This window comes from Deinococcus malanensis (assembly GCF_014647655.1).
Classification (GTDB): domain Bacteria; phylum Deinococcota; class Deinococci; order Deinococcales; family Deinococcaceae; genus Deinococcus; species Deinococcus malanensis.
In genome coordinates this window covers 135,564-154,026 of record NZ_BMPP01000006.1, presented here as the reverse complement: position 1 = coordinate 154,026, position 18,463 = coordinate 135,564, and the positions used below count along the sequence as shown (strand labels likewise).

Below are 18,463 nucleotides of genomic sequence, written 5' to 3'. Positions count from 1 at the left end.
AAGCCAGCCGGCTTAGTGGCCGGAACTGTCTCCTATTAGCCGGTGTCACGGGCTTGTTTCGCCAGGATGGGCCTGTGCCTTCAGCTGCCAGGTGCAGACGCATAGTGCTGCGCAGTCCTTTCAGTGCCATGCAGCGGCCCAGGCGCCTCGATGCGGTTGTCAGCCCGAGTCGTGTCGCCAGCACCTCAGACGGTCAAGACGGCCCTTTCATACGTGCACGAATCCGGGCATTGCTGCCACACTGCACCCATGGATCTGGATTCCTGGACCCCGGATGACAATGCCCGCCGGCTTGCCACGCTGATCGCCACGGGGGTGGGCGTGTTTGCCTTCGTGGCGCTGTGGCTGGGGGCGGCTCTGAACGTGGTGCTGGCGCTGCTTGCGGGAGCAGGACTGGGTGTGGTGGTCTGGTTTCTTGTCCGCCGTCTGCTGCTGAGCTGGTTCCGGCGCTGAGTCCGCCATGAGTCATCCGTAACCTCCGGGTTCAGAAGGTCGGTGGTAGACTCGGGGGTACGCCCGCGCCGTGCGCGGAAAAGGAGAGCACCATGACCGACAACCATGAACAACGCGCCCAGACGGAGCAGACGCCCGAAGAGCTGCGCGACATTATTCCTCAGCTGCAGGGTGAACCCGACGAGGACCCCGTGCTTGACGCTGAAGAAGCCGGTACCGAGACCGGAATGGGTGCCAGCGCCGCAGTGAGCGCTGAAGACGACGGCGAGGAACTCGAGGACGAGTTTATCGATGCCGATGATCTGCTGGCCCTGCTGGGCGAGATGAAAGAGATGCTCGAAGCCCAGGGCAAGGAAATCCGCGGCCTGCGCCGTGAGATGCGTGAAATGCGCGAGAGCCAGGGGCAGACCGGCGGCTTCCGTGGTGGCGAGCGCAGCACTGGTGGCGACCGTGGCTTCGGTGGCGGTGACCGTCAGGGCGGCGGAGGCGGCTTCCGTCCCCGCGAAGACCGTGGCGGCTTCCAGGACCGCAGCGGCGGCGGTGACCGTGGCGGCTACCGTGGCGGCGGCGACCGTGGCTTCGGTGGCGGCGACCGTCAGGGTGGCGGAGGCGGCTTCCGTCCCCGCGAGGACCGTGGCGGCTTCCAGGACCGCAGCGGCGGCGGTGACCGTGGCGGCTACCGTGGCGGCGGCGACCGTGGCTTCGGTGGCGGCGACCGTCAGGGCGGCGGAGGCGGCTTCCGTCCCCGCGAGGACCGGGGTGACCGTCCCGCTCCTCAGGGTGGGTTCCAGGACCGCGAGTTCCGTCCCCGTGACACCGACGCTGGTGCGGGTGATAGCGGCTTCCGTCCCCGCGCCCGGGCCGATCGTGGCTGGGGCAACAAGCGCACCGACGAGGAATAACCCTCCATCTGTTTTCTGAAGGCCGGGCGATGTGCCCGGCTTTTTTGCTTTCAGCAGCGCATTGCTACACTCCAGCCCATGTCTGACGGAGCTCCTTCTTGAATCCTGCGCTCTGGGGCCTGCTGTCTGCGGGTGCCTATGGGGTGGGTGATTTCCTGTCCGGCCTGGCCAGCCGGCGTGATCCGGCCCTGCGCGTGGTGGCGCTGACCCATCCGCTAAGCGTCCTGGCTCTGGCCTTTTTGGCCGTGTCACTGGACCAACCGGTCCCACCTGCCTCTGACCTGTGGTGGGGCGCTGCGGCTGGTGTGGTGGGCCTGGGCGCGGTTCTTGCGTTTTACCGGGCGCTGGCGCTGGGACCTATGGGGACCGTGTCGGTGGGTGCCGGAGCACTGTCGGCCCTTGTGCCGGTGGTCTTCGGGCTACTGGCTGGCGAAAATTTGACAGCGCTGGGATGGGCCGGAGCAGTGGCCGCCCTTGCAGGGTGCGCAATGCTGAGCCTTACACCAGGACGGGGTGGCAAGGGGACTCAGGGCCCGGCCCTGGGCCTGCTCGCCGGGCTGGGTTTCGGTCTGTTCTTCGTGCTGCTGGGCCAGGCCCAGGCACCTGGGGTGCTGTGGACCTTGATGGCAGCGCGCGTCGCGAGTTCCCTGGTGGTGGTGCCGCTGGCCGCGTGGCTGGTCGGCCTGCGCCCGCAGGCACCTGGATTGATGCTGGCCTCGGCTCCCGGTGACACGCTGGGAAACCTGTTCTACCTGCTCTCGGCACAGGGGGGCGGACTGGCCCTGGCTGGTCTGCTGACCAGCCTGTATCCAGCCGTGACCACACTGCTGGCCGTGGCCCTGTTGCGTGAACGACTACGCCCAGCACAATGGCTGGGCGTCGGTATAGCGCTGGCGGGCGCGGTTATGCTCTCGCGACGTTGACTTCAGGGGTTGTGGCCGGCCCGCCTGTCTTGCCCAGCCAGCGGTCGAGCCAGTTCAGGTACTCGTGCAGGCGGGTCAGGCGCCGGTCCGGGCGACCCGAGCGGCTCAGTTCGTGGTCCTCGCCGGGAAAGCGCACGAAGCGGGTCGGGACGCCATGCAGCGTCAGGGCCGCGTACCACTGCTCAGCCTGTTCGATGGGGCAGCGGTGGTCCAGCACGCTATGTACGATCAGCGTAGGGGTGCGGACGTTTTCCACGTACTGCAGCGGGCTCATGTCCCACAGTTTGGGCACGTCGGCGCGGCGGTGAAAGTTGAGGCCCAGTTCGTCGTCCCAGAAGCGCAGGCCAATATCTGAGGTCCCGCCGAAACTGATCAGGTTGCAGATGCTGCGGTCGGTTACGGCCGCCTGGAAGCGGTCGGTATGCGCTGTAATCCAGTTGGTCATGAAACCGCCATAGCTGCCTCCCATGACGGCCGTGCGGCTGGCATCCAGGACCGGGTGGCGTTCCAGGCAGCGATCGAAGAAAGCCAGCAGATCCGCCATGTCCACCGTCCCCCAGCGGCCGTGGATGTCATCCACCCAGGCCTGCCCATAGCCCACCGAGCCGCGCGGGTTGCTGTAGCACACGCCGTACCCGCGCGCGGCCAGCAGCTGGAATTCGTGGGTAAAGGCGTGGCCGTAGTCGGTGTGCGGGCCGCCATGAATGCTCAGCAGCGCTGGTGCGGGCGCATTGCCGTCGGGCAGCAGCACCCAGCCTTCGCCCTCGCCCAGGTCGGTCGGGAAGGTCACGCGCTGGGGGGCGCGTGCCGGGAAGGGAAGCCGGGCGTTCAGGTCAGTGACCGGCTGGCCGCCCAGTTCCACTTCCGGGAAGCGGGTGGCGGTCTCGCGGATTACGGCCACGCTGCCGCCACGTGCGGTAAAGGATGGAATGACGGCCTCGGGGTCGTGCGTGTGCGCCTTGACCTGCCCGTCAAGCGTGGCCGTGAACAGGCCGCAGCTGCCACGCACCGTGCTGGAGAACAAAATGGTGCCGTCATCCAGCCACACCGGGCGGTCGGGCAGCGCGCCTACGTGGCAGTCTCCACCGACCAGGTTGCCCACCGGATGGTCGTGGCCCTCGTCCAGACGAACAAACTCGTCGTTGGGCTTCAGCAGGTACAGATGGGCATGCTGGGTGTTGCCCTGGCCTTCCGGGCGGCCGACCAGCGCAAAACGCTCACCGTCCGGATGGGGGATCACGGTAGAGATACTGGCGTTCCACTGCGTGATCCGGGTCACCTCGCCAGACAGGGGCAGACGGTAGACCTCGCTCTGCCACTGGGTGGCCCTGAACTCATCCACGCTGGAGACGAACAGCACGCCGCCGCTGTCCGGCAGCCACGCCACACTTGTCAGTTCCACGGCCGGGGTGTGCCACTCGGTCAGATCGTCCTGGGTCACGTCGTACAGCCACAGGCGGGCCGGCCGTTCAGGCAGCCAGTCACGGCCGTTGAAGCGGTAGCGGGCCCGGGTGATGACCCGGGCCTCACCGCGCTCGTCGCGTTTGTCCTCGTCGTCGCCGGTGCTCATAAACGAGATGAACCGGCCGTCGGGACTCCACTGCACGTCCTGAACTGGCTGGCGGAAGTCGGTCACCCGCCGCGCTTCGCCTCCCTTCAGCGGCAGGAGATGCAGCTGGCCCTTGCGTCCGTTGCCGTCGCGCACGAAGGCCAGCGTGGTGCCGTCCGGCGACCAGCGCGGCGCCGAGTCACGTGACTCTCCCGTGGTAAAGGGCTGGGCCTGTCCACCCGAGGAGAGCCAGATCTGGGACTTGTATCGTGGGCGGGCCCACTCGGTCTCGGGCTTATGCACGTCCTCTTCTTCCACCCGCGACAGCACGAAGGCCACCTGACGGCCGTCGGGGGAGATCTGCGGATCGCTGGGAAAGGCAAGGTCAAGCAGGCTTTCCGGAGTGACTGCGGCGTCCGGCTCTGGCTGTCGTGGTGTCATGCCACAGTCAAGCACAGGCGAGGAGCCGGAGCCGGGGTGGCAGTTCGGTTCTCCGGGACGCTCATGATCGATTCCTGAAGGTGTCTTGGGGGGATTGTGCACGTTTTCTGGCGGACACACTTTTATGCTGAGAGCACCGGAAATCCGGCATGTCGGCCCTTTCGACCTCGCTTCCCGTGACCCTGTGTCCGGGCCGATCGACATCCCTCAAGGAGATTCCATGCAGGAACTCGCATGCACGTGGGTGCCCGGCACCCTGGACATTGTCCGGCTCAAAGTGGGCACCAGCACCATTGAACTGACCAGCACCCGACTTGCCCGTATTTTTGGACCGCAGGCGCTGAACGACCTGTACCTGAAAGGCCGTGCGGTGCTCAAGGCCGACGCCCGTCAGGTCGCCATGCTGGCCTGAAGTCACCTCTTTTTCCCTCACGCGGGCGCCTCCTTTCCCTGTGGACGGAGGCGCCCGGCTGTCTGCCGTGGTGGGGCTGTCGGGGTAGCATCGGGCATGTTTCCTGACCTCCAGGCCATGCTGGCCGATCTGAAGACCCTTGTCGGCATCGAATCTCCCTCGAGTGACCCGCTGGCCGTGGCCCAGGTGATGGACGTGGTGGAAGGCTGGGCGCGAGACCTGGGCGCCGAGACCCACGCGCTTCCAGGCGGCACTCGCCAGTTTACCTTTGGGGACAGGGACCCGGGCGGAGGCGTGCTGGTCTTGAGCCATGCCGATACGGTTTGGCCGCACGGCACGCTGGACCGGATGCCCTGGCGCCAGGAGGACGACCGGCTGTATGGTCCCGGAACCTACGACATGAAAGCCGGCATCGTCGGACTGTTTCACGTGTTGCGGACCATGCGCGGCCAGTGGCCGGTGGGAGGAGTGACGGTGCTGTTGACTCCCGACGAGGAGATCGGCAGTCCCAGCAGCCGTGGCCATATCGAGGCCGCTGCCGGAAACGCCCGCGTCGTGCTGGTGGTCGAGCCGCCTGTGGCCGACAGTCACAACCTGAAAACGGGCCGCAAGGGCACCGGCACCTTTACCCTCCGCTTTCACGGGGTGGCCAGCCATGCGGGCAACAAACCTGAACTGGGGGCCAGCGCCATTACCGCTGCGGCTGAAGCGGTGCTGGCCGCGCAGGCCCTGGCCCGTCCCGAGTCCGGAACCACCATCAGTGTGGGCCTGATCCAGGGGGGAAGTGCCGTCAATGTCATTCCTGCTTCAGCGCAACTGGAGATCGACATTCGGGTAGCGACGCTGGCCGAGGCCGAGCGCGTCACCCAGGGCATCCATGCCCTGCAACCGGGCGACCCGCGCGTCCGGCTGGAGGTGCTGGGAGGCCTCAACCGTCCGCCCTTCGAGCAGACGCCACGCGCCCTCGAGCTGTTTCACCAGACCCAGGCGATTGCGCGTGAACTCGGCTTCGAAATAGGTGGAGAGTTCGTCGGGGGCGGCAGTGACGGCAACTTCACCGCGCCGCTGGCCCCGACCCTGGACGGCCTGGGTGCGCCCGGAGACGGGGCCCACGCCGCCCACGAGCATGTCCGCCTGGACCGCTGGCCCGACCATGTGCGGCTTCTTCAGCGCCTGATGCAGGAAGCCTGAAAAGAGGCGGCTTCACGGTCTGCTGCGCCTGGGAGCGCAGTGGCGGTGCAGGTGTCTGCCATTCCGTGACCGGGCCTCTGGCCGGCTCAGTGAAAGCCGCTGCCCTCCGGGCCGCTCCAGATGTGGGTCGTTGCGCCCTCTACTGGAGGCACGGAATGGCTGGCGGCGCTGAGCGGCTGGCGGCTGACCAACTCCTGCAGGTCCGGGGCTGACAGCGGCAGGCTCAGGGCGTATCCCTGACCCAGATCACAGCCCATCTCCATGGCCAGGCGCACCAGGCCCGGGGTCTCGAGTCCCTCGGCAGTCACGGTCACGTTCAGGCTGCGCGCGATATCCAGTACACCGCGCAGTAGCTGTTCGGCCTGATGGCGTTGCTGGTCGTCGTCATTCAGGAAACAGCTCACGAACGAGCGGTCCAGCTTAACGTCGCTGATCGGCAGGTCCCGCAGGCGGGTCAGGTTGGAGTACCCGGCGCCGAAATCGTCCAGTGCGACCTGCACGCCATGCGCCTGTAGGGCCTGCAGGGCCGCGACAGCGCGCGCGTCTTCGTGCAGCAAGGACGTTTCGGTCAGTTCCAGTTCCAGCCGAGTGGGAGTGATTTCCAGACCGTTCAGGATCTCCAGGACGCCCGGAACGAAATCACGGCGCATCAGCTGAAGGCCGCTGACGTTGACGCTGAGCAACAGATCCGGCAGGTGGGTCAGCTGCCGGCACGCCTCGTGCAGCACCCACAGGCCGATGGGCGTGATCAGACCCACGCGTTCGGCCACCGGAATAAATTCATCGGGACCCACGGGCCCCAGCACCGGATGCTGCCAGCGCGCCAGGGCCTCGATCTTCACAATCTCGCCGTCGGTCAGCGAGAAGATCGGCTGGTAGACCAGCCGCAGTTCATGGCGCGCCAGCGCGTGCCCCAGCTCACGCGCCAGCAGCTGAAAGCGTTCGGTGGCCGCGTGCTGGTCGGGGCGGTAGCGGCGCACATGCCCCCGGCCACTGCGTTTGACGGCGTACATTGCACTGTCGGCGTGCCGCAGCAACTCGCTGGGCGTCTGGGCGTCTTCGGGACACAGGCTCAGGCCAATGCTGAGCGTGGTCTCCACCCCAACCCGGGCACTGGGCAGCCTCGGCGCCTCTTCCTGGATCCGGCGGGCGATCGTCTCCGCCTCGGTGCCACTCACTCCAGGCAGCAGCACCACGAATTCATCACCGCTGAGCCGGAACACCTGCGCGTTTTCGCCTGCCACCCGGGACAGCTCACTGCTCAGCGCCTTGAGCAGCCGGTCACCCGCCGCATGGCCCAGGGTGTCGTTGATGACCTTGAAGGAATCCACGTCCACGAACAGCAGGGCAAACGGCTGGACCTCCGGGCGGGTCAGCCCGTCGAGCTGCCGCTCCAGACTCAGCCGCCCCGGCAGACCAGTCAACAGGTCGTGGTAGGCCAGCTGCCGCAGGGTCTCCTGCTCGCTTTCCAGCCGCGAGAGTGCGGAGGTGCGCAGCAGGTAGAACCCGGTGCCGTAGTACACCACCCAGGCCGCCAGATTCAGCTGCAGGGCCACCCGCAGCAGGTCCCGGTCCATCTCTCCCAGCACGAACGAGCGCTGGGCCACCAGCACGGCGCTCAGCAGTGCCACCAGCCACAGCAGCCCCGTCAGAAAGCGCCGCATCTGATCGGAAAAAGCGGTGGCCAGCGCCCAGGCCATAACCGGAGCCAGCCAGCTCAGCGACTCCATCAATTCCTGCATGGTCACGCCCTGGTCTACGCCGACGGCGCCCAGCAGCGACAGTTTGAGGGCCATGAATATGGCCGCACAGCCGATCAAGGCCTGGGTGCTGCGGTGTAACGACAGCCAGCCTTGCCAGGTGCTCCACCACAGCAGCGTCATGGTAACGGCCAGCACCGCGTACAGCGGCCGGTCATAGTGCAGGTCCCAGTGGTCATTGCGGGCCAATACCACGGCCAGCAGGGTTCCTGCCAGGGTCAGCAGCAGACTGGTCAGTAGCAGGCGCCGCCCTCCCGGTGGGGTGTCCTGCGCAAACGGGGGGGCGGACATGATGCGCCTCATCCTAGGGATGGGGACGGAGGCAAAGGTCTGGCCAGCGCAGCGGTTTCCTTTAGTTGTCGGTGGGGAGGGCGGCCTGCCCTACACTGCACTATGACCGGCCCGTGGCCGGGGGAGGAGCCATGTTCAAGCTGTTTCGCCGCCCCGAACCCAGTCCTTTTCTCCGTCAGGACGACTCGCAGACCTTTCGCGTCCGGATCCGCACCCGTCTGCACGGCGAGGTGGTCGAACTGCGCTTTACCAAAAGTGCGCATATCGGCGTGGACGACGACGGCAGCTACATCCTGCGCAAACCGGTGGTCTCGCCGCAGCACTTCGACCGTGGTGAGGTCGTGATCCGTTTTGACCGTCAGTACCGGGTCACCGGTACGGAAGCCAGGGGCGTGGACTTCATACCCGTCAGCGAGTGGGGTCCGGACTGACCTCGTAGAAGGTTTCCAGCGTGATGCGCTCGGGAAACTTGCGGATAAAGTCGACCGTACTCAGTGCCTGCGAGCGGTGACAGGCGATGGCCTGCAACTTGCGGGTGACATGTGCACTGACATCGCGGCGGATGGTGGGGGAGAGCCACTGCGCGCGCAGCACCTCGTTTTCCGGGGGCGTGTCCGAGGCGTAATACCACAGTCCCGGCCGTTCACTGGCCAGCAGGTTGTCCCAGGCGGCCTTCACGGCGCGGTGGGTGGTGACGTGGTCCGGGTGACCGTTGCTGCCGTTGGGGGGAAAGGTCAGCACCGTCTCGGGACGCAGGCGCGTCATCGCTTCGCGCGCGACCTCAGTCAGGGTGTCCAGCGGTTGGTCTTGCAGGTACTTGTCCGGGAAGGTGTGCTGCTCGTGCACGCTGCCAGGGTGGGTGGTCAGGCCGATGGTCTCCAGGCAGGCAGCCAGTTCCACGTCACGCATGCGGGCCAGTTCTTCCGGCGAGTCACATAGGCCCAGGGTGCGCCCGGCCTCCCCACGTGTCAGGGTGACCAGGCCGCAGGGCTCACCGGCCTGCAGGTAGGTCATCAGGGTGCCCGAGGCGCCGTAGACCTCGTCGTCCGGATGGGGCACGATCAACAGCAGCTTGAGGCGGGGCCGGTCAGGGTGGGGCGCGGACATGCCGCCCAGCATACGGTGGGTTTCCTGAGCCGGCTGCCCTTGAATTTACCGGGTTTAGCGGGGAGTACCTTGAGCGTGACCCGATATGGCGTAGATGGAGATAAGCCCCCACGATAGGAGGCACCATCATGACTGATCGCAGAATCCATACCGCCGAGTTCAAACGGGATGCCGTACGACTCGTCCGAACCAGCGGCAACCTGGCCGGCACCGCCCGTGACCTGGGGGTCAACGCTTCCCTGCTCCGTAAGTGGATGAATGCCGAGCAGGAGAAGGGCGAAGCTGCATTTCCCGGCCATGGGCAGCAGGTCCTGACTCCAGAACAGCAGGAGATCCGCAGGCTGCGCAAAGAAAACGAAATCCTACGCCAGGAGCGTGAGATCCTGAAAAAGGCGGCAGCCTTCTTTGCCAAAGAGACCACACGCTGAGGTATGAGTTCATCCGCGACCACCGCCCCAAGTACCGCCTGGATCTGCTGTGCCGGGTGCTGGAGGTGTCGGTGAGCGGGTACCACAGCTGGCGAAGAAGGCCGATCTGCAACCGCAGGCAAGAGGATGCGCTGCTCAAGCAGCGCATCAAAGACGTTCACCAGCGCAGCAAACGACGATATGGTGCGCCACGCATTCACGCGGAGCTGCACGCCGGAGGGATTCGGGTGTCCCGCAAGCGGGTGGCACGTCTGATGCGGGTTCGTGGTCTGCAGGGCAAGGGAAAGCGCCGCTGGGTTCGCACCACCGACAGCGACCACACCCTTCCAGTCTGCCCGAACCTGCTAGAGCGGCAGTTCAGGGTCTCGCAGCCGAACCAGGTCTGGGCTTGGGACCTGACGTACTTGCCCACGAAAGCAGGCTGGCTGTATCTCGCCGTCACGCTGGACCTGCATTCTCGCGCTGTGGTGGGCTATGCGATGGACACGCAGATGCCAGCCACGCTGCCCTTGGCTGCCCTTCGGATGGCAGCTGGGCGCCGTTGTCCGCCTCCTGGGCTGGTGCATCACAGCGACAGGGGCAGTCAATACGCGAGTGGAATTTTTCGGGCAGAACTGGCCCGCATGCGGGCCAGGGGCAGCATGAGTCGCAAGGGAGATTGCTGGGATAACGCCGTGGTGGAAAGCTTTTTCAGCTCCCTGAAACGGGAGTTGTTGGAAGACACCGTCTTTGAGAACCAGGACGTGGCCAGACACGCGGTGTTCGAATTCATCGAGGTCTTTTACAACCGTCAGCGTCGTCACTCGACTCTTGGGTACTTGACGCCCCTGGAGTTCGAACGCCAAGCTACAGCCGCTTAACTCCAGCTATGCATTATCGGGGCAGGCCCACCTTTTCAGATCAGAGGCCCGGACTGAGGGTGTTGGTCACAACCAGAGGCGGCGTCTTTCTCTTGAAGGGCCATCAAGCGCGATGTGGCTAAGCGCGCTGGCGGATGCGTCAGCTGACACAGGCGGGTCACCATTATCTCCATGACTGTTTCAGCCCTGCCTTTTGTTCTGCGGGAAGTCCGCGCACCCGAGGATTTTTCTGCTATTGCCGAGGTGCGTACGGCCTCCAGCCCTGACTGGCCGGTGAGTGCCGAGCAGATCGAACGCGAACGTGCCAACCGTGACCCGAAGCTGTACTTTACCGAACTGGTCGCCGAGCAGCAGGGCCGCATCGTCGGTGTAGGCGGAGTGGGTCACGACGATTTCTCCTTCGAGGAATGGCGCTACTGGGGCAGGCTGGGGGTTCATCCCGACGCGCGGGGCCAGGGCATCGGAGGAGCGCTGTACACCGAACTGCTGCGCCGGGTTCGTGAACGCGGCGCGCGTGAGGCGCGGACCATGCTCAGCGACCAGCCGCATGACGCCCCCGGACGGGCCTTTCTGGAACGGCGCGGCTTCCGGGTCGCCTGGGAGCGCTTCGAATCCAGCCTGCACACGGCCGAGGTGGAACTGGATGCCTTTGACGGTCTGCTGGACAGGGTTAATGCGGACGGTGTGCGGCTGATCTCCATCGCGGACCTCGCCGACGATCCGCAGCGCGACCAGCGCCTCTACGAGCTCGACTGGCAGCTGTTTCAGGACGTACCCATGGGCAGTGTGCTGACCAAACGCCCCTTCGAATCCTGGATCAAGGATGAGTTGCAGGACCCCAACATGCGCCTGAACCTGTCCTTCGTGGCCGTGCGCGAGGGGCTGGATGCCCCGCTGACCGGGCCGTACGTGGGGTACACCAGTCTGGGCTGGAATGCGGGAGGTTTCTACTACATCGGCATGACCGGGGTGCGCCGGGAAGACCGCGGCCGGGGAGTGGCCAAGGCGCTGAAGGTGGCGGCCATGCGCGCCCTGCAGGCTTCCGGCGGCGGCCTGATCCGGACGTTCAACGACGCGCCCAACCGCGCCATGCTGGGCATGAACTCCCAGCTGGGATTCAGGCGCACGGCCACCCGCTACCGTTACGAACTGCACCTGAACGGAGAGCCGCAGTGAAGGTCCACATCCGTGATGCCAGCCGTGCCGACTACCCCGAGATCGCCCGGATTTTCAGTGCGGTGATGCCGCAGCGTCCCCTCACGGCCGAAACCCTCGAACATCACCTGCAGATCCTGCTCGACCACCCCCTGCGCCCTCACCTGCGCGAGTGGCTGGCTGAGGTGGACGGCGAGGCCGTGGGACAGGCCATGGTGTTTCAGAGCCCGTCCATGTTTCACCCGGACCGCTACCACGTGGAACTGATGGTGATGCCCACCCATGCGCAGCGCGGCGTGGGCACCCGGCTGGCGCAGGAGGTCGAAGCTCACCTGCACTTGCGCGGCGCCCGCGAAGTGCTTGCAGGTGCCTACGAGGACCAACCGCATGCCGTGGCTTTCGCGCAGCGCCATGGCCTGAAGGAGGCCATGCGCGTTTTCGACAATGTCCTGGACCTGGGCAGCTTCGACTTCTCAGCCTGGGACACCCAGGCGCAGCTGCCGGCTGGCGTGCGCGCCATGACCCTGGGTGAGCTGACGCGGGAGCAGGGTGATGACGCTGCCATGCGCGCCTACCACAGCGCCTTTTCGGAAGCGAGGCTGGACGTGCCGCGCAGCGGCGAGGCGACCGAGCTGACACTGGACGACTTCCAGAAACGGGCACAGAGCCCGAATTTCTTTCCGGATGGCGTTCTGCTGGCGGTCACCGATGCAGGCGAGGTGGTGGCCCTCTCGGAGCTGTGGCGCTCTCCGACCGGGCCTCAGAGGCTGGATATCGGCCTGACCGGCACCCGCCGTGCGTGGCGGCGTCAGGGGCTTGCGCTGGCGCTGAAGCTGGAAGCTATGCGGCAGGCGGCCTCCGCCGGCGTTCGCGAACTGTGGACCGGAAACGCCACCACCAACGCTCCTATGCTGGCCCTGAACACGCGCCTGGGGTTCCGGCCCCGGCCCGCCTACATTGAATTTCACTGGGGGAACGTATGACTGTAACTGTCCGATCAGCACAGGACGGCGACTGGGACGCCGCCGCCCGCGCCTATACCGACGCACTGCCGCATGACCCCGTCAGTGGTTCTGAACTGCGGAAACGCGACGAGGAACAGCGCGACTGGGGGTACCGGTCCGGTACGCTGGTGGCCTGCAACCCTGAGGATGAGGTTATTGGCACTGCCTCCTACTTTCAGGACCCGGGGGCTTACCATCCCCGGCGCTTCACGCTGGAACTGGCGGTCGCGCCACAGGCCCAGGGTCAGGGAGCAGGAACTGCCCTCTGGGAAGCGCTGGACACCTGTCTGCGCGAAGCTGACGCCGAGTCCGTGCGTGTTCTGGCGCGCGAGGACCATTCGGTCGCGCCGGTGTTCCTGGCCCGGCGCAGCTTCGTGGGCGACAAGCGCTATTTCACCAGCGCGCTGGACGTCACCACCTTCGATGAAGCGCCGTACCGGATGCTGGAGAGCCGTCTGGCCCAACAGGGCGTGCGCGTGCGGAGCCTCAGCGATTTGCGCGCAGCCGGAATTCCTGATCTCCCCACCCGCCTGCACGCGCTGATGAGCGACGTGCGCTCAGACGTGCCACGCGCAGAACCGGCCACACCGCTAAGCTTCCAGGTGTTCGAGGAAGCGGTGCTGGGCGACCCGGGCCTGCTGCCAGACGCCTATCTGGTCGCCGAGCACGGTGAGGCCCTGATCGGCCAGACGGCGCTGTTTCGCAGCGAGGCCAGCACCGACCTGCTGACGGGTCTGACCGGTGTGACGCGCGACTGGCGCGGCAGGGGCGTGGCCACCGCGCTGAAGATCGCCGCGATCCGTGCGGCGCGCATAATGGGCGCCACCCTGATCCGCACCGACAATGCCAGCGACAACGCCCCGATGCTGGCCATCAACGACCGGCTGGGCTTCGTGCGTGATCCGGCCAGCGTGAGCTATATGCTGCGCTACTGATGCTGCTGAGTGTGGACTGGGACGCGTATTCCGGCACGCGGGAACTGGTGTTCGACGCACCGATCTGGGGAACGCCTGACCGTCCATACGACCGACTGGAGGCGTGGCACGACCGCGCGCGCAGACGTGGCGCCAGCAGCCAGGACTGGAGCGTGCTGGAGACGGACTTTCCGTTGTACCCCGGCTGGCAGGCCCTGCTCCAGTATGCCGGCGTGCCGGCATACATGACCCTCAGTCATGCAGACGCCTGGAACTGGCTCGAACAGTTTCCCGGGCAGGCTGTGCTGAACGTTGATTCGCACCATGACCTGGCCAGCTTCAGTGGAGACGGCGCGCGACTGCGGCCTGGAAACTGGGCCGGGCTGGCCCTGCTCGCGGGGCTTGTCAGTCACTACACCTGCCAGTATCCGCAGTGGCACGCTGGCCTTCCGGTGGCTGAGGGCCATGACCTGGACCGCACACGCACGGAACTGCACGCCCTGCTGCCCACACAACTCGTGGACCGCATGGCCCTGACCCGGCAGGACGAACTGCCTGAACCGGCCACCATCAGTTCCGTACTGCTGGTGCAGTCACCCGCGTGGACCAGCCCCGCCCACGACGATGCCTTTTTTGACCTGGCCTCGCGGCTGGGTTGTGCTTCTCTCGTGCCTCCATTGGACCGCCGTTAGCTGGCGGCTGACCTCATCAGGGCTGACTCTGCTCCATGTGGAGAGGATCAGCCCCGACGCTCTGGGAGAAGCTCATTTCAGGTAGTTCTTGCAGCCCCAGGCGCGAATGTCAGCCGAGCCTGCCCGTTTTGCTGTTGAGCAGTCAGGGACCCAGTCCTTCAAGGCACTTTACGAGGTTGCAGAAATAACGCCGCAACGTTCGCGCGCCCCGCTGTTGCCCGCCGGATCGGTCTGGTAGTCGTCGGGAGCAGCGTGAATCACGATGCTGCGCCCGATCACGCTGGTATCGCCTCTGAGATTGACCCTGGTGGTCAGGAAGTCGGCGGTTCCGGTGCCGTTGGCACCAACGCTGATCATGGGCAGGTCGCCGGCGTGGCCCACGGTGTTGGCGGCGGTCGGCGCGTCGTGATTGTTGGTGCCGCCCGGATCGAAATGCCCTCCGGCGCCCCCGAAAGACACGGTCGCTCCGTCAGTCCCCGTGGTGTTGGTACACGCCGGATTGACATGAATGTGCATGGCGTGCATCCCCGGAGCCAGACCGCTGACAGTGACCCGGACCCGGGTACTGTTGCCTTCTGCCATGAAGGTCGCCTGTCCGGTGGACTGACCCGCAGGATTCATCAGGTCCGCTCTGGCCATGGTAGGGCCGAACAGGGCGCAACTGGCCAACGTGGCGGTCAGCAGCAGGGCGACGGGCAGGACAGACGTTCTGTACATAAAGCACCTCCGGTGAGGATAAGGAGCGCTGTGCGGACAGGGTCGGAGTCAACTGTTTGCCTGAAGTCGGGAAAACCGTGTATGGAAGCACGGGAAAGCTGAGGCATAGTGCCCGCGCGGGCCGTGTTCATGACGTCGCAGGCAGCACCATGACGGGTATCCAGGAGCAGGGCGATGTCTCTGCCATCATGCTTCCAGCCCAGGCCGAAGTCAATTCGGCGGCCATGACCGCTGAACACCAGCCGGCAACCGGAGGTTTGGGTCCGGAGTGGTCTGCCAGTTCCAGGCCGCAGGGGCTGCCTGCTACCCCTGGAACTGCACCTGAACTCCATGTTCGTCGGCGTGACGGCGTGCCAGGGCGATCTGCATCTGGACCGCGTCGCGCAGCGCACGCTCCGGCTTGAGCCACAGGGCCTGCGCGATCTTGCTGGCACGGCGCACGGCCAGGGTCTCCTGCGGCTGCGCGAGGCTCACGGCCGCCAGCAGCGCCTGCACACTGGGCGGCACATCGGACAGGGGGTCAAACGGCACATGGGCTGTGACCCGCTCGGCACGCCGGCGCAGGCTGACCCGGGCTTCGGGCTGGCCGGCCCGCTGTTCGATCAGCACCTCTGCCACATCTCCGTATCCGCCCGGTGAGACGGCACCCCGGCGCGCATCGTTGGCCAGTGCGTGGGCCACCAGCATGTGCCGCCGGGTTCTCGGTACATAGCCGACCCGCAGCGCCATCACGCGCGCCTCGGCTTCGTCCATCACCTCACGCGCCAGTTCATGCAGGATGGTCGGGCCACGCCCATGGGCCACGGCCGCGATGACCGCCTGATTGTCAGTGTGCACGCTCAGCGGCTCGCCTTCCGGGGCCAGCCGCACCGCCTCGAGAACCGCGCGCAGTTCGGCCACATTGTTGTCCGGCACACTGAGCTGTCCCTGAAAGCGCGCCGGTAATGCGCCGGGGGTCAGCAGAACCAAGCCCCAGCCGCCCAGGCCGGAGCCGTCGGGCTGCTCATGCCAGCTGGCGTCCACAAAAGCATGGTTCATGCGCGGCTCCATTGAAGAGGCGGCCTCAGGGTCGCCGTGCAGAGGGTCTGCCAACCCTCATTTCCGCGGACCCGCTGAAGAACATGGGGCCCTGAACGGTGCTGACCAATGTGTTCCTCAGAGGTCAAGGTCAAGCACCTTTGACAGTGTCCGGCGGGCCAGCAGGTGCAGTCCACGGGGCTCCACCTCGCCGCGTTCCACCGCAGCGAGCAGGTGCGGCGTAACGGCCGCCTCCCGCGCCAGCGTGTCCAGCCTGATGCCCAGCAGCCGACGCCGCAGCCCCACCACCGAAACAAAAGTCTGTTCATCATGCCGGGTATCCATGCACCATCATGCCCCAGCCGGACGGAGCATGATGCAATACTGCCCTTAACATGGACGTTCTTGAGCTCTATCAGCAGGCCGGCGCGTACCACGAGGGGCACTTTCTGCTTGCCTCCGGCCGCCACAGCCCGAAGTTCCTGCAAAGCACCACCCTGCTTCAGTACCCGCACCTGACCGAGCAGATTGGCCGGGCCCTGGCTGACAGGCTGAAAAGCGAGGGCATCCAGGCTGACTTTCTGATTGGACCGGCCATGGGGGGCGTGACCCTGGCCTATGAGACGGCCCGTCACTATGACAACGGCAAGGGTGCAAACGGCCGGCGTGCGATCTTCGCCGAAAAAGATGGTCAGGGCGGCATGAAGATCCGCGAGGCCTTCACCATCACGCCGGGCGAGACCTTTGTGGCAGTAGAGGATGTGCTGACCACTGGCGGCAGCGTGCTCAAGGCGGTTCGTGCAGCCGAGCAGGCTGGGGGTCGGTGTGTGGCGATTGCCTGCATCGTCGACCGGCGCGCGCAGGAAGGGCTGCTGGATGGGTATCCGCTAGTGTCGCTGACGCGACTGGTATTTGATACGTATCTGCCGGATGAGGTTCCGGGGTGGCTGGCGGAGATTCCTTTGCAGGAGATTTAGGAATTCGGTTTTCTTGCCCCGCCCCCCAGCCCCCTACCCCAGAGGGGCAGGGGGAGCTTTCGTTGGCACTCAGCAAGGTGGGAGAGGAGATGGCCAGGGTGCTGGTGTCTTCCAGCGTTCCTGCTTCGATGCCATGCTCCGGGATCACGTATTGGGAGTCCGTTGACTGTGGGCACATTTGCTGTCCTAGACACGATTTACGCGACATAGAGCGGAAGTGGGTCGCCCCGAACCACCCGTTGAAGGAGTCGTCGGAGTGGCCGAGGAGGTCGCATGGTGGTGTACGCGCGCCAGGCTCGCCATACCCACACGAAGGGCTCCAACCACAGCCTGACCTGGCGTAACAGCACACTCCAACCAGGCGGGTGCGATGCACCCGCCTGATGCACGTCTGCGTCAGAATCTGCAGGAGATTGTTCGTCCCACCAGTGCAGGAAACAAAAGGCCGCGCAGACCAGACTCCAATGCCGCCTCAACGCCAGATCAGATCGGGCCTGACAATGCGTCCAGCCCAGATGCTGCTTGACCTCGCGATACGCCTGCTCGATCCGGGGACGCCGCGCATACAGCCGCGCCACCTCAAGCGAGGATGCTGGGGGCGTCGACACCCGGAACGGAGACAGGTCCTGTTCGTCCTCGCGCAGGTTCGTGATCAGGTACTGAGTGGTGTCAGCCGGGAGTGACACCGGATCCGGTGTCACGACCACCAGGCGCAACGCGCGACCACGACCATACGGTCCCCCAGCCAGTTCCGCACGCCAGAACAGCCGTTCATCCCCGTTCGCGAATGTGCGAGTGAATGGATGCCAGTCGCCTGGCGCTGCTTGCAGCGCCAGTTCCTCGACTCCACCCGGCTCGCCGTGCTCGTGCCACCAGGCATACGATCGGGGCAACGTCATGACAAAGGGGATCGATCCCCCCAGCAGGTACGTCAGGAAGAACTCGTTGCGCCCATACAGGCAGTCCGCGACTACCGCGCGGTACGGCCAGTCATGACGCACGGCTTCAATCAGCTCAGCGGCCAGTTGCGGTTTGGTGCGGAAGGCGGGATCGCTGGTCTGGCGTGGGAAATGATGCGCAGGCGTGTAGGGCCGCAATTGCAGTGGGAAGTAGGCCTGTGGCGTGTCGTAGAGCACGTGGACCGTAACGATTCCTGAATCCACTTTGCCCAGACTTCCCAGATACTGCCGCCCCACATGTGCGGTGTGCGTGCCGTGCTGGTGATCGACGAGACCGGTGATCACCAGCACGGCGTCTTCTGTCGGCGCGGTGCGGTTCACGGTGCGCATGAGGTCCAGCCTGGCCTGATGCAGCGCATCCGGATTCCAGGTGCTTTCGGAGAGGAACCACTGCAGTCGCTGGGCCGCTTTATGGTGGCTCCCGGCCTTTCCGGGTTCGGTATTCGCCAGCCCAGTGGCAGTTTTATGCCGCTCGGTGCCGACCGGCAAGCCCTGGAGGTACACGCGCAGCGCTTCGCGCTGCGTCGGTCGGGTAAAGACATGGTCCAACTGGGCACAGTACCGGTCCAGTGGATCCGCCACCAGAACATCTGTATCCATCTTCCAGTGTGCATCTCTTACGACTCAACGGACTCCCAATAATGGCCTTCGCGCTGCGCGCACGACGGCCTGGGTTGCAGTGACAGTAAACGAGCAGGGTATCTTGGTGAA

At 65.6% G+C, this 18,463-nt stretch carries 19 protein-coding genes; 12 read left to right on the top strand and 7 right to left on the bottom strand.

Annotated elements, in window-relative coordinates; all coding sequences use genetic code 11:
* Positions 1-249 precede the first annotated feature (249 nt).
* The 3 genes from IEY49_RS09035 (at position 250) to IEY49_RS09025 (ending at position 2,278) form a co-directional block, all read left to right on the top strand.
* Complete coding sequence (locus tag IEY49_RS09035) at positions 250-453, top strand: hypothetical protein (RefSeq protein WP_189007059.1); 204 nt, start codon at positions 250-252, stop codon at positions 451-453.
* Positions 454-545: 92 nt separating this feature from the next.
* Positions 546-1,355, top strand: a complete 810-nt coding sequence (locus tag IEY49_RS09030; protein WP_189007056.1) for a hypothetical protein — start codon at positions 546-548, stop codon at positions 1,353-1,355.
* Between the two features lie 98 nt (positions 1,356-1,453).
* Positions 1,454-2,278: an EamA family transporter gene (locus IEY49_RS09025; protein ID WP_189007054.1), complete on the top strand. Its 825-nt coding sequence runs from the start codon at positions 1,454-1,456 to the stop codon at positions 2,276-2,278.
* Here the strand turns inward: IEY49_RS09025 and IEY49_RS09020 are convergent.
* Positions 2,259-4,268 (bottom strand): S9 family peptidase, encoded by a 2,010-nt coding sequence (locus IEY49_RS09020; RefSeq protein WP_189007052.1) that lies wholly within the window; start codon positions 4,266-4,268, stop codon positions 2,259-2,261. The genes IEY49_RS09025 and IEY49_RS09020 overlap by 20 nt on opposite strands.
* 220 nt (positions 4,269-4,488) lie before the next feature.
* Between IEY49_RS09020 and IEY49_RS09015 the strand changes: the two genes are divergently transcribed.
* Positions 4,489-4,680, top strand: coding sequence for a hypothetical protein (locus IEY49_RS09015; protein ID WP_189007050.1), 192 nt, complete (start codon positions 4,489-4,491; stop codon positions 4,678-4,680).
* Positions 4,681-4,776: 96 nt separating this feature from the next.
* Positions 4,777-5,871, top strand: coding sequence for a M20 family metallopeptidase (locus tag IEY49_RS09010; RefSeq protein ID WP_189007048.1), 1,095 nt, complete (start codon positions 4,777-4,779; stop codon positions 5,869-5,871).
* 86 nt (positions 5,872-5,957) lie between these two features.
* Here IEY49_RS09010 and IEY49_RS09005 read toward each other — a convergent pair whose 3' ends face one another.
* Positions 5,958-7,922, bottom strand: a complete 1,965-nt coding sequence (locus IEY49_RS09005; RefSeq protein WP_189007046.1) for a putative bifunctional diguanylate cyclase/phosphodiesterase — start codon at positions 7,920-7,922, stop codon at positions 5,958-5,960.
* 131 nt (positions 7,923-8,053) lie between these two features.
* Between IEY49_RS09005 and IEY49_RS09000 the strand changes: the two genes are divergently transcribed.
* A complete protein-coding gene (locus IEY49_RS09000) occupies positions 8,054-8,353 on the top strand; it encodes a hypothetical protein (RefSeq protein ID WP_189007044.1) in 300 nt (99 codons plus the stop codon).
* Here IEY49_RS09000 and IEY49_RS08995 read toward each other — a convergent pair.
* Complete coding sequence (locus IEY49_RS08995; RefSeq protein ID WP_189007042.1) at positions 8,331-9,041, bottom strand: PIG-L deacetylase family protein; 711 nt, start codon at positions 9,039-9,041, stop codon at positions 8,331-8,333. The two genes, IEY49_RS09000 and IEY49_RS08995, sit on opposite strands and share 23 nt — an antisense overlap.
* Before the next feature lie 116 nt (positions 9,042-9,157).
* On the opposite strand from IEY49_RS08995, the gene IEY49_RS08990 reads away from it, so the two are divergent.
* From IEY49_RS08990 to IEY49_RS08970, 5 genes are all read left to right on the top strand, one after another.
* Positions 9,158-10,317, top strand: a protein-coding gene (locus IEY49_RS08990; protein ID WP_189007039.1) for an IS3 family transposase whose coding sequence is annotated in 2 segments (ribosomal slippage) — positions 9,158-9,416 and positions 9,416-10,317 — 1,161 coding nt in all. Because the reading frame shifts where the segments join, the coding sequence is not laid out codon by codon here.
* Between the two features lie 171 nt (positions 10,318-10,488).
* Positions 10,489-11,493, top strand: a complete 1,005-nt coding sequence (locus IEY49_RS08985) for a GNAT family N-acetyltransferase (RefSeq protein WP_189007036.1) — start codon at positions 10,489-10,491, stop codon at positions 11,491-11,493.
* Entirely contained in the window at positions 11,490-12,455 is a 966-nt protein-coding gene (locus IEY49_RS08980; protein WP_189007033.1) for a GNAT family N-acetyltransferase, read from the top strand. The genes IEY49_RS08985 and IEY49_RS08980 overlap by 4 nt, the downstream gene beginning before the upstream one ends.
* Entirely contained in the window at positions 12,452-13,411 is a 960-nt protein-coding gene (locus IEY49_RS08975; protein ID WP_189007030.1) for a GNAT family N-acetyltransferase, read from the top strand. The genes IEY49_RS08980 and IEY49_RS08975 overlap by 4 nt, the downstream gene beginning before the upstream one ends.
* Positions 13,411-14,082, top strand: a complete 672-nt coding sequence (locus IEY49_RS08970; protein WP_189007027.1) for an arginase — start codon at positions 13,411-13,413, stop codon at positions 14,080-14,082. The genes IEY49_RS08975 and IEY49_RS08970 overlap by 1 nt, the downstream gene beginning before the upstream one ends.
* Positions 14,083-14,250: 168 nt before the next feature.
* Here the strand turns inward: IEY49_RS08970 and IEY49_RS08965 are convergent, their stop codons facing one another.
* The 3 genes from IEY49_RS08965 to IEY49_RS08955 form a co-directional block, all read right to left on the bottom strand.
* Positions 14,251-14,799, bottom strand: coding sequence for a superoxide dismutase family protein (locus IEY49_RS08965; protein WP_189007024.1), 549 nt, complete (start codon positions 14,797-14,799; stop codon positions 14,251-14,253).
* A 303-nt stretch (positions 14,800-15,102) separates the two neighbouring features.
* Positions 15,103-15,837, bottom strand: a complete 735-nt coding sequence (locus tag IEY49_RS08960) for an RNase H family protein (protein WP_189007021.1) — start codon at positions 15,835-15,837, stop codon at positions 15,103-15,105.
* Positions 15,838-15,954: 117 nt separating this feature from the next.
* The gene (locus IEY49_RS08955) at positions 15,955-16,161 is read right to left on the bottom strand and encodes an XRE family transcriptional regulator (protein ID WP_189007018.1); all 207 of its coding nucleotides are present in this window, start codon (positions 16,159-16,161) and stop codon (positions 15,955-15,957) included.
* 50 nt (positions 16,162-16,211) lie between these two features.
* Here IEY49_RS08955 and pyrE point away from each other — a divergent pair, with 50 nt between their 5' ends.
* Positions 16,212-16,793, top strand: coding sequence for an orotate phosphoribosyltransferase (gene pyrE, locus IEY49_RS08950; protein WP_189007015.1), 582 nt, complete (start codon positions 16,212-16,214; stop codon positions 16,791-16,793).
* Between the two features lie 197 nt (positions 16,794-16,990).
* Here pyrE and IEY49_RS08945 read toward each other — a convergent pair whose 3' ends face one another.
* Entirely contained in the window at positions 16,991-18,352 is a 1,362-nt protein-coding gene (locus IEY49_RS08945; RefSeq protein WP_189007012.1) for an IS701 family transposase, read from the bottom strand.
* Between the last annotated feature and the right edge of the window lie 111 nt (positions 18,353-18,463).

Coding starts and splice junctions, on each gene's coding strand:
- IEY49_RS08960 (WP_189007021.1), bottom strand. CDS start 15,837: ATGAACCATGCTTTTGTGGACGCCAGCTGGCATGAGCAGCCCGACGGC.
- IEY49_RS08995 (WP_189007042.1), bottom strand. CDS start 9,041: ATGCTGGGCGGCATGTCCGCGCCCCACCCTGACCGGCCCCGCCTCAAG.
- IEY49_RS09000 (WP_189007044.1), top strand. CDS start 8,054: ATGTTCAAGCTGTTTCGCCGCCCCGAACCCAGTCCTTTTCTCCGTCAG.
- IEY49_RS08985 (WP_189007036.1), top strand. CDS start 10,489: ATGACTGTTTCAGCCCTGCCTTTTGTTCTGCGGGAAGTCCGCGCACCC.
- IEY49_RS08975 (WP_189007030.1), top strand. CDS start 12,452: ATGACTGTAACTGTCCGATCAGCACAGGACGGCGACTGGGACGCCGCC.
- pyrE (WP_189007015.1), top strand. CDS start 16,212: ATGGACGTTCTTGAGCTCTATCAGCAGGCCGGCGCGTACCACGAGGGG.
- IEY49_RS09020 (WP_189007052.1), bottom strand. CDS start 4,268: ATGACACCACGACAGCCAGAGCCGGACGCCGCAGTCACTCCGGAAAGC.
- IEY49_RS09035 (WP_189007059.1), top strand. CDS start 250: ATGGATCTGGATTCCTGGACCCCGGATGACAATGCCCGCCGGCTTGCC.
- IEY49_RS09030 (WP_189007056.1), top strand. CDS start 546: ATGACCGACAACCATGAACAACGCGCCCAGACGGAGCAGACGCCCGAA.
- IEY49_RS09015 (WP_189007050.1), top strand. CDS start 4,489: ATGCAGGAACTCGCATGCACGTGGGTGCCCGGCACCCTGGACATTGTC.
- IEY49_RS08955 (WP_189007018.1), bottom strand. CDS start 16,161: ATGGATACCCGGCATGATGAACAGACTTTTGTTTCGGTGGTGGGGCTG.
- IEY49_RS08970 (WP_189007027.1), top strand. CDS start 13,411: ATGCTGCTGAGTGTGGACTGGGACGCGTATTCCGGCACGCGGGAACTG.
- IEY49_RS09005 (WP_189007046.1), bottom strand. CDS start 7,922: ATGTCCGCCCCCCCGTTTGCGCAGGACACCCCACCGGGAGGGCGGCGC.
- IEY49_RS08945 (WP_189007012.1), bottom strand. CDS start 18,352: ATGGATACAGATGTTCTGGTGGCGGATCCACTGGACCGGTACTGTGCC.
- IEY49_RS09010 (WP_189007048.1), top strand. CDS start 4,777: ATGTTTCCTGACCTCCAGGCCATGCTGGCCGATCTGAAGACCCTTGTC.
- IEY49_RS08965 (WP_189007024.1), bottom strand. CDS start 14,799: ATGTACAGAACGTCTGTCCTGCCCGTCGCCCTGCTGCTGACCGCCACG.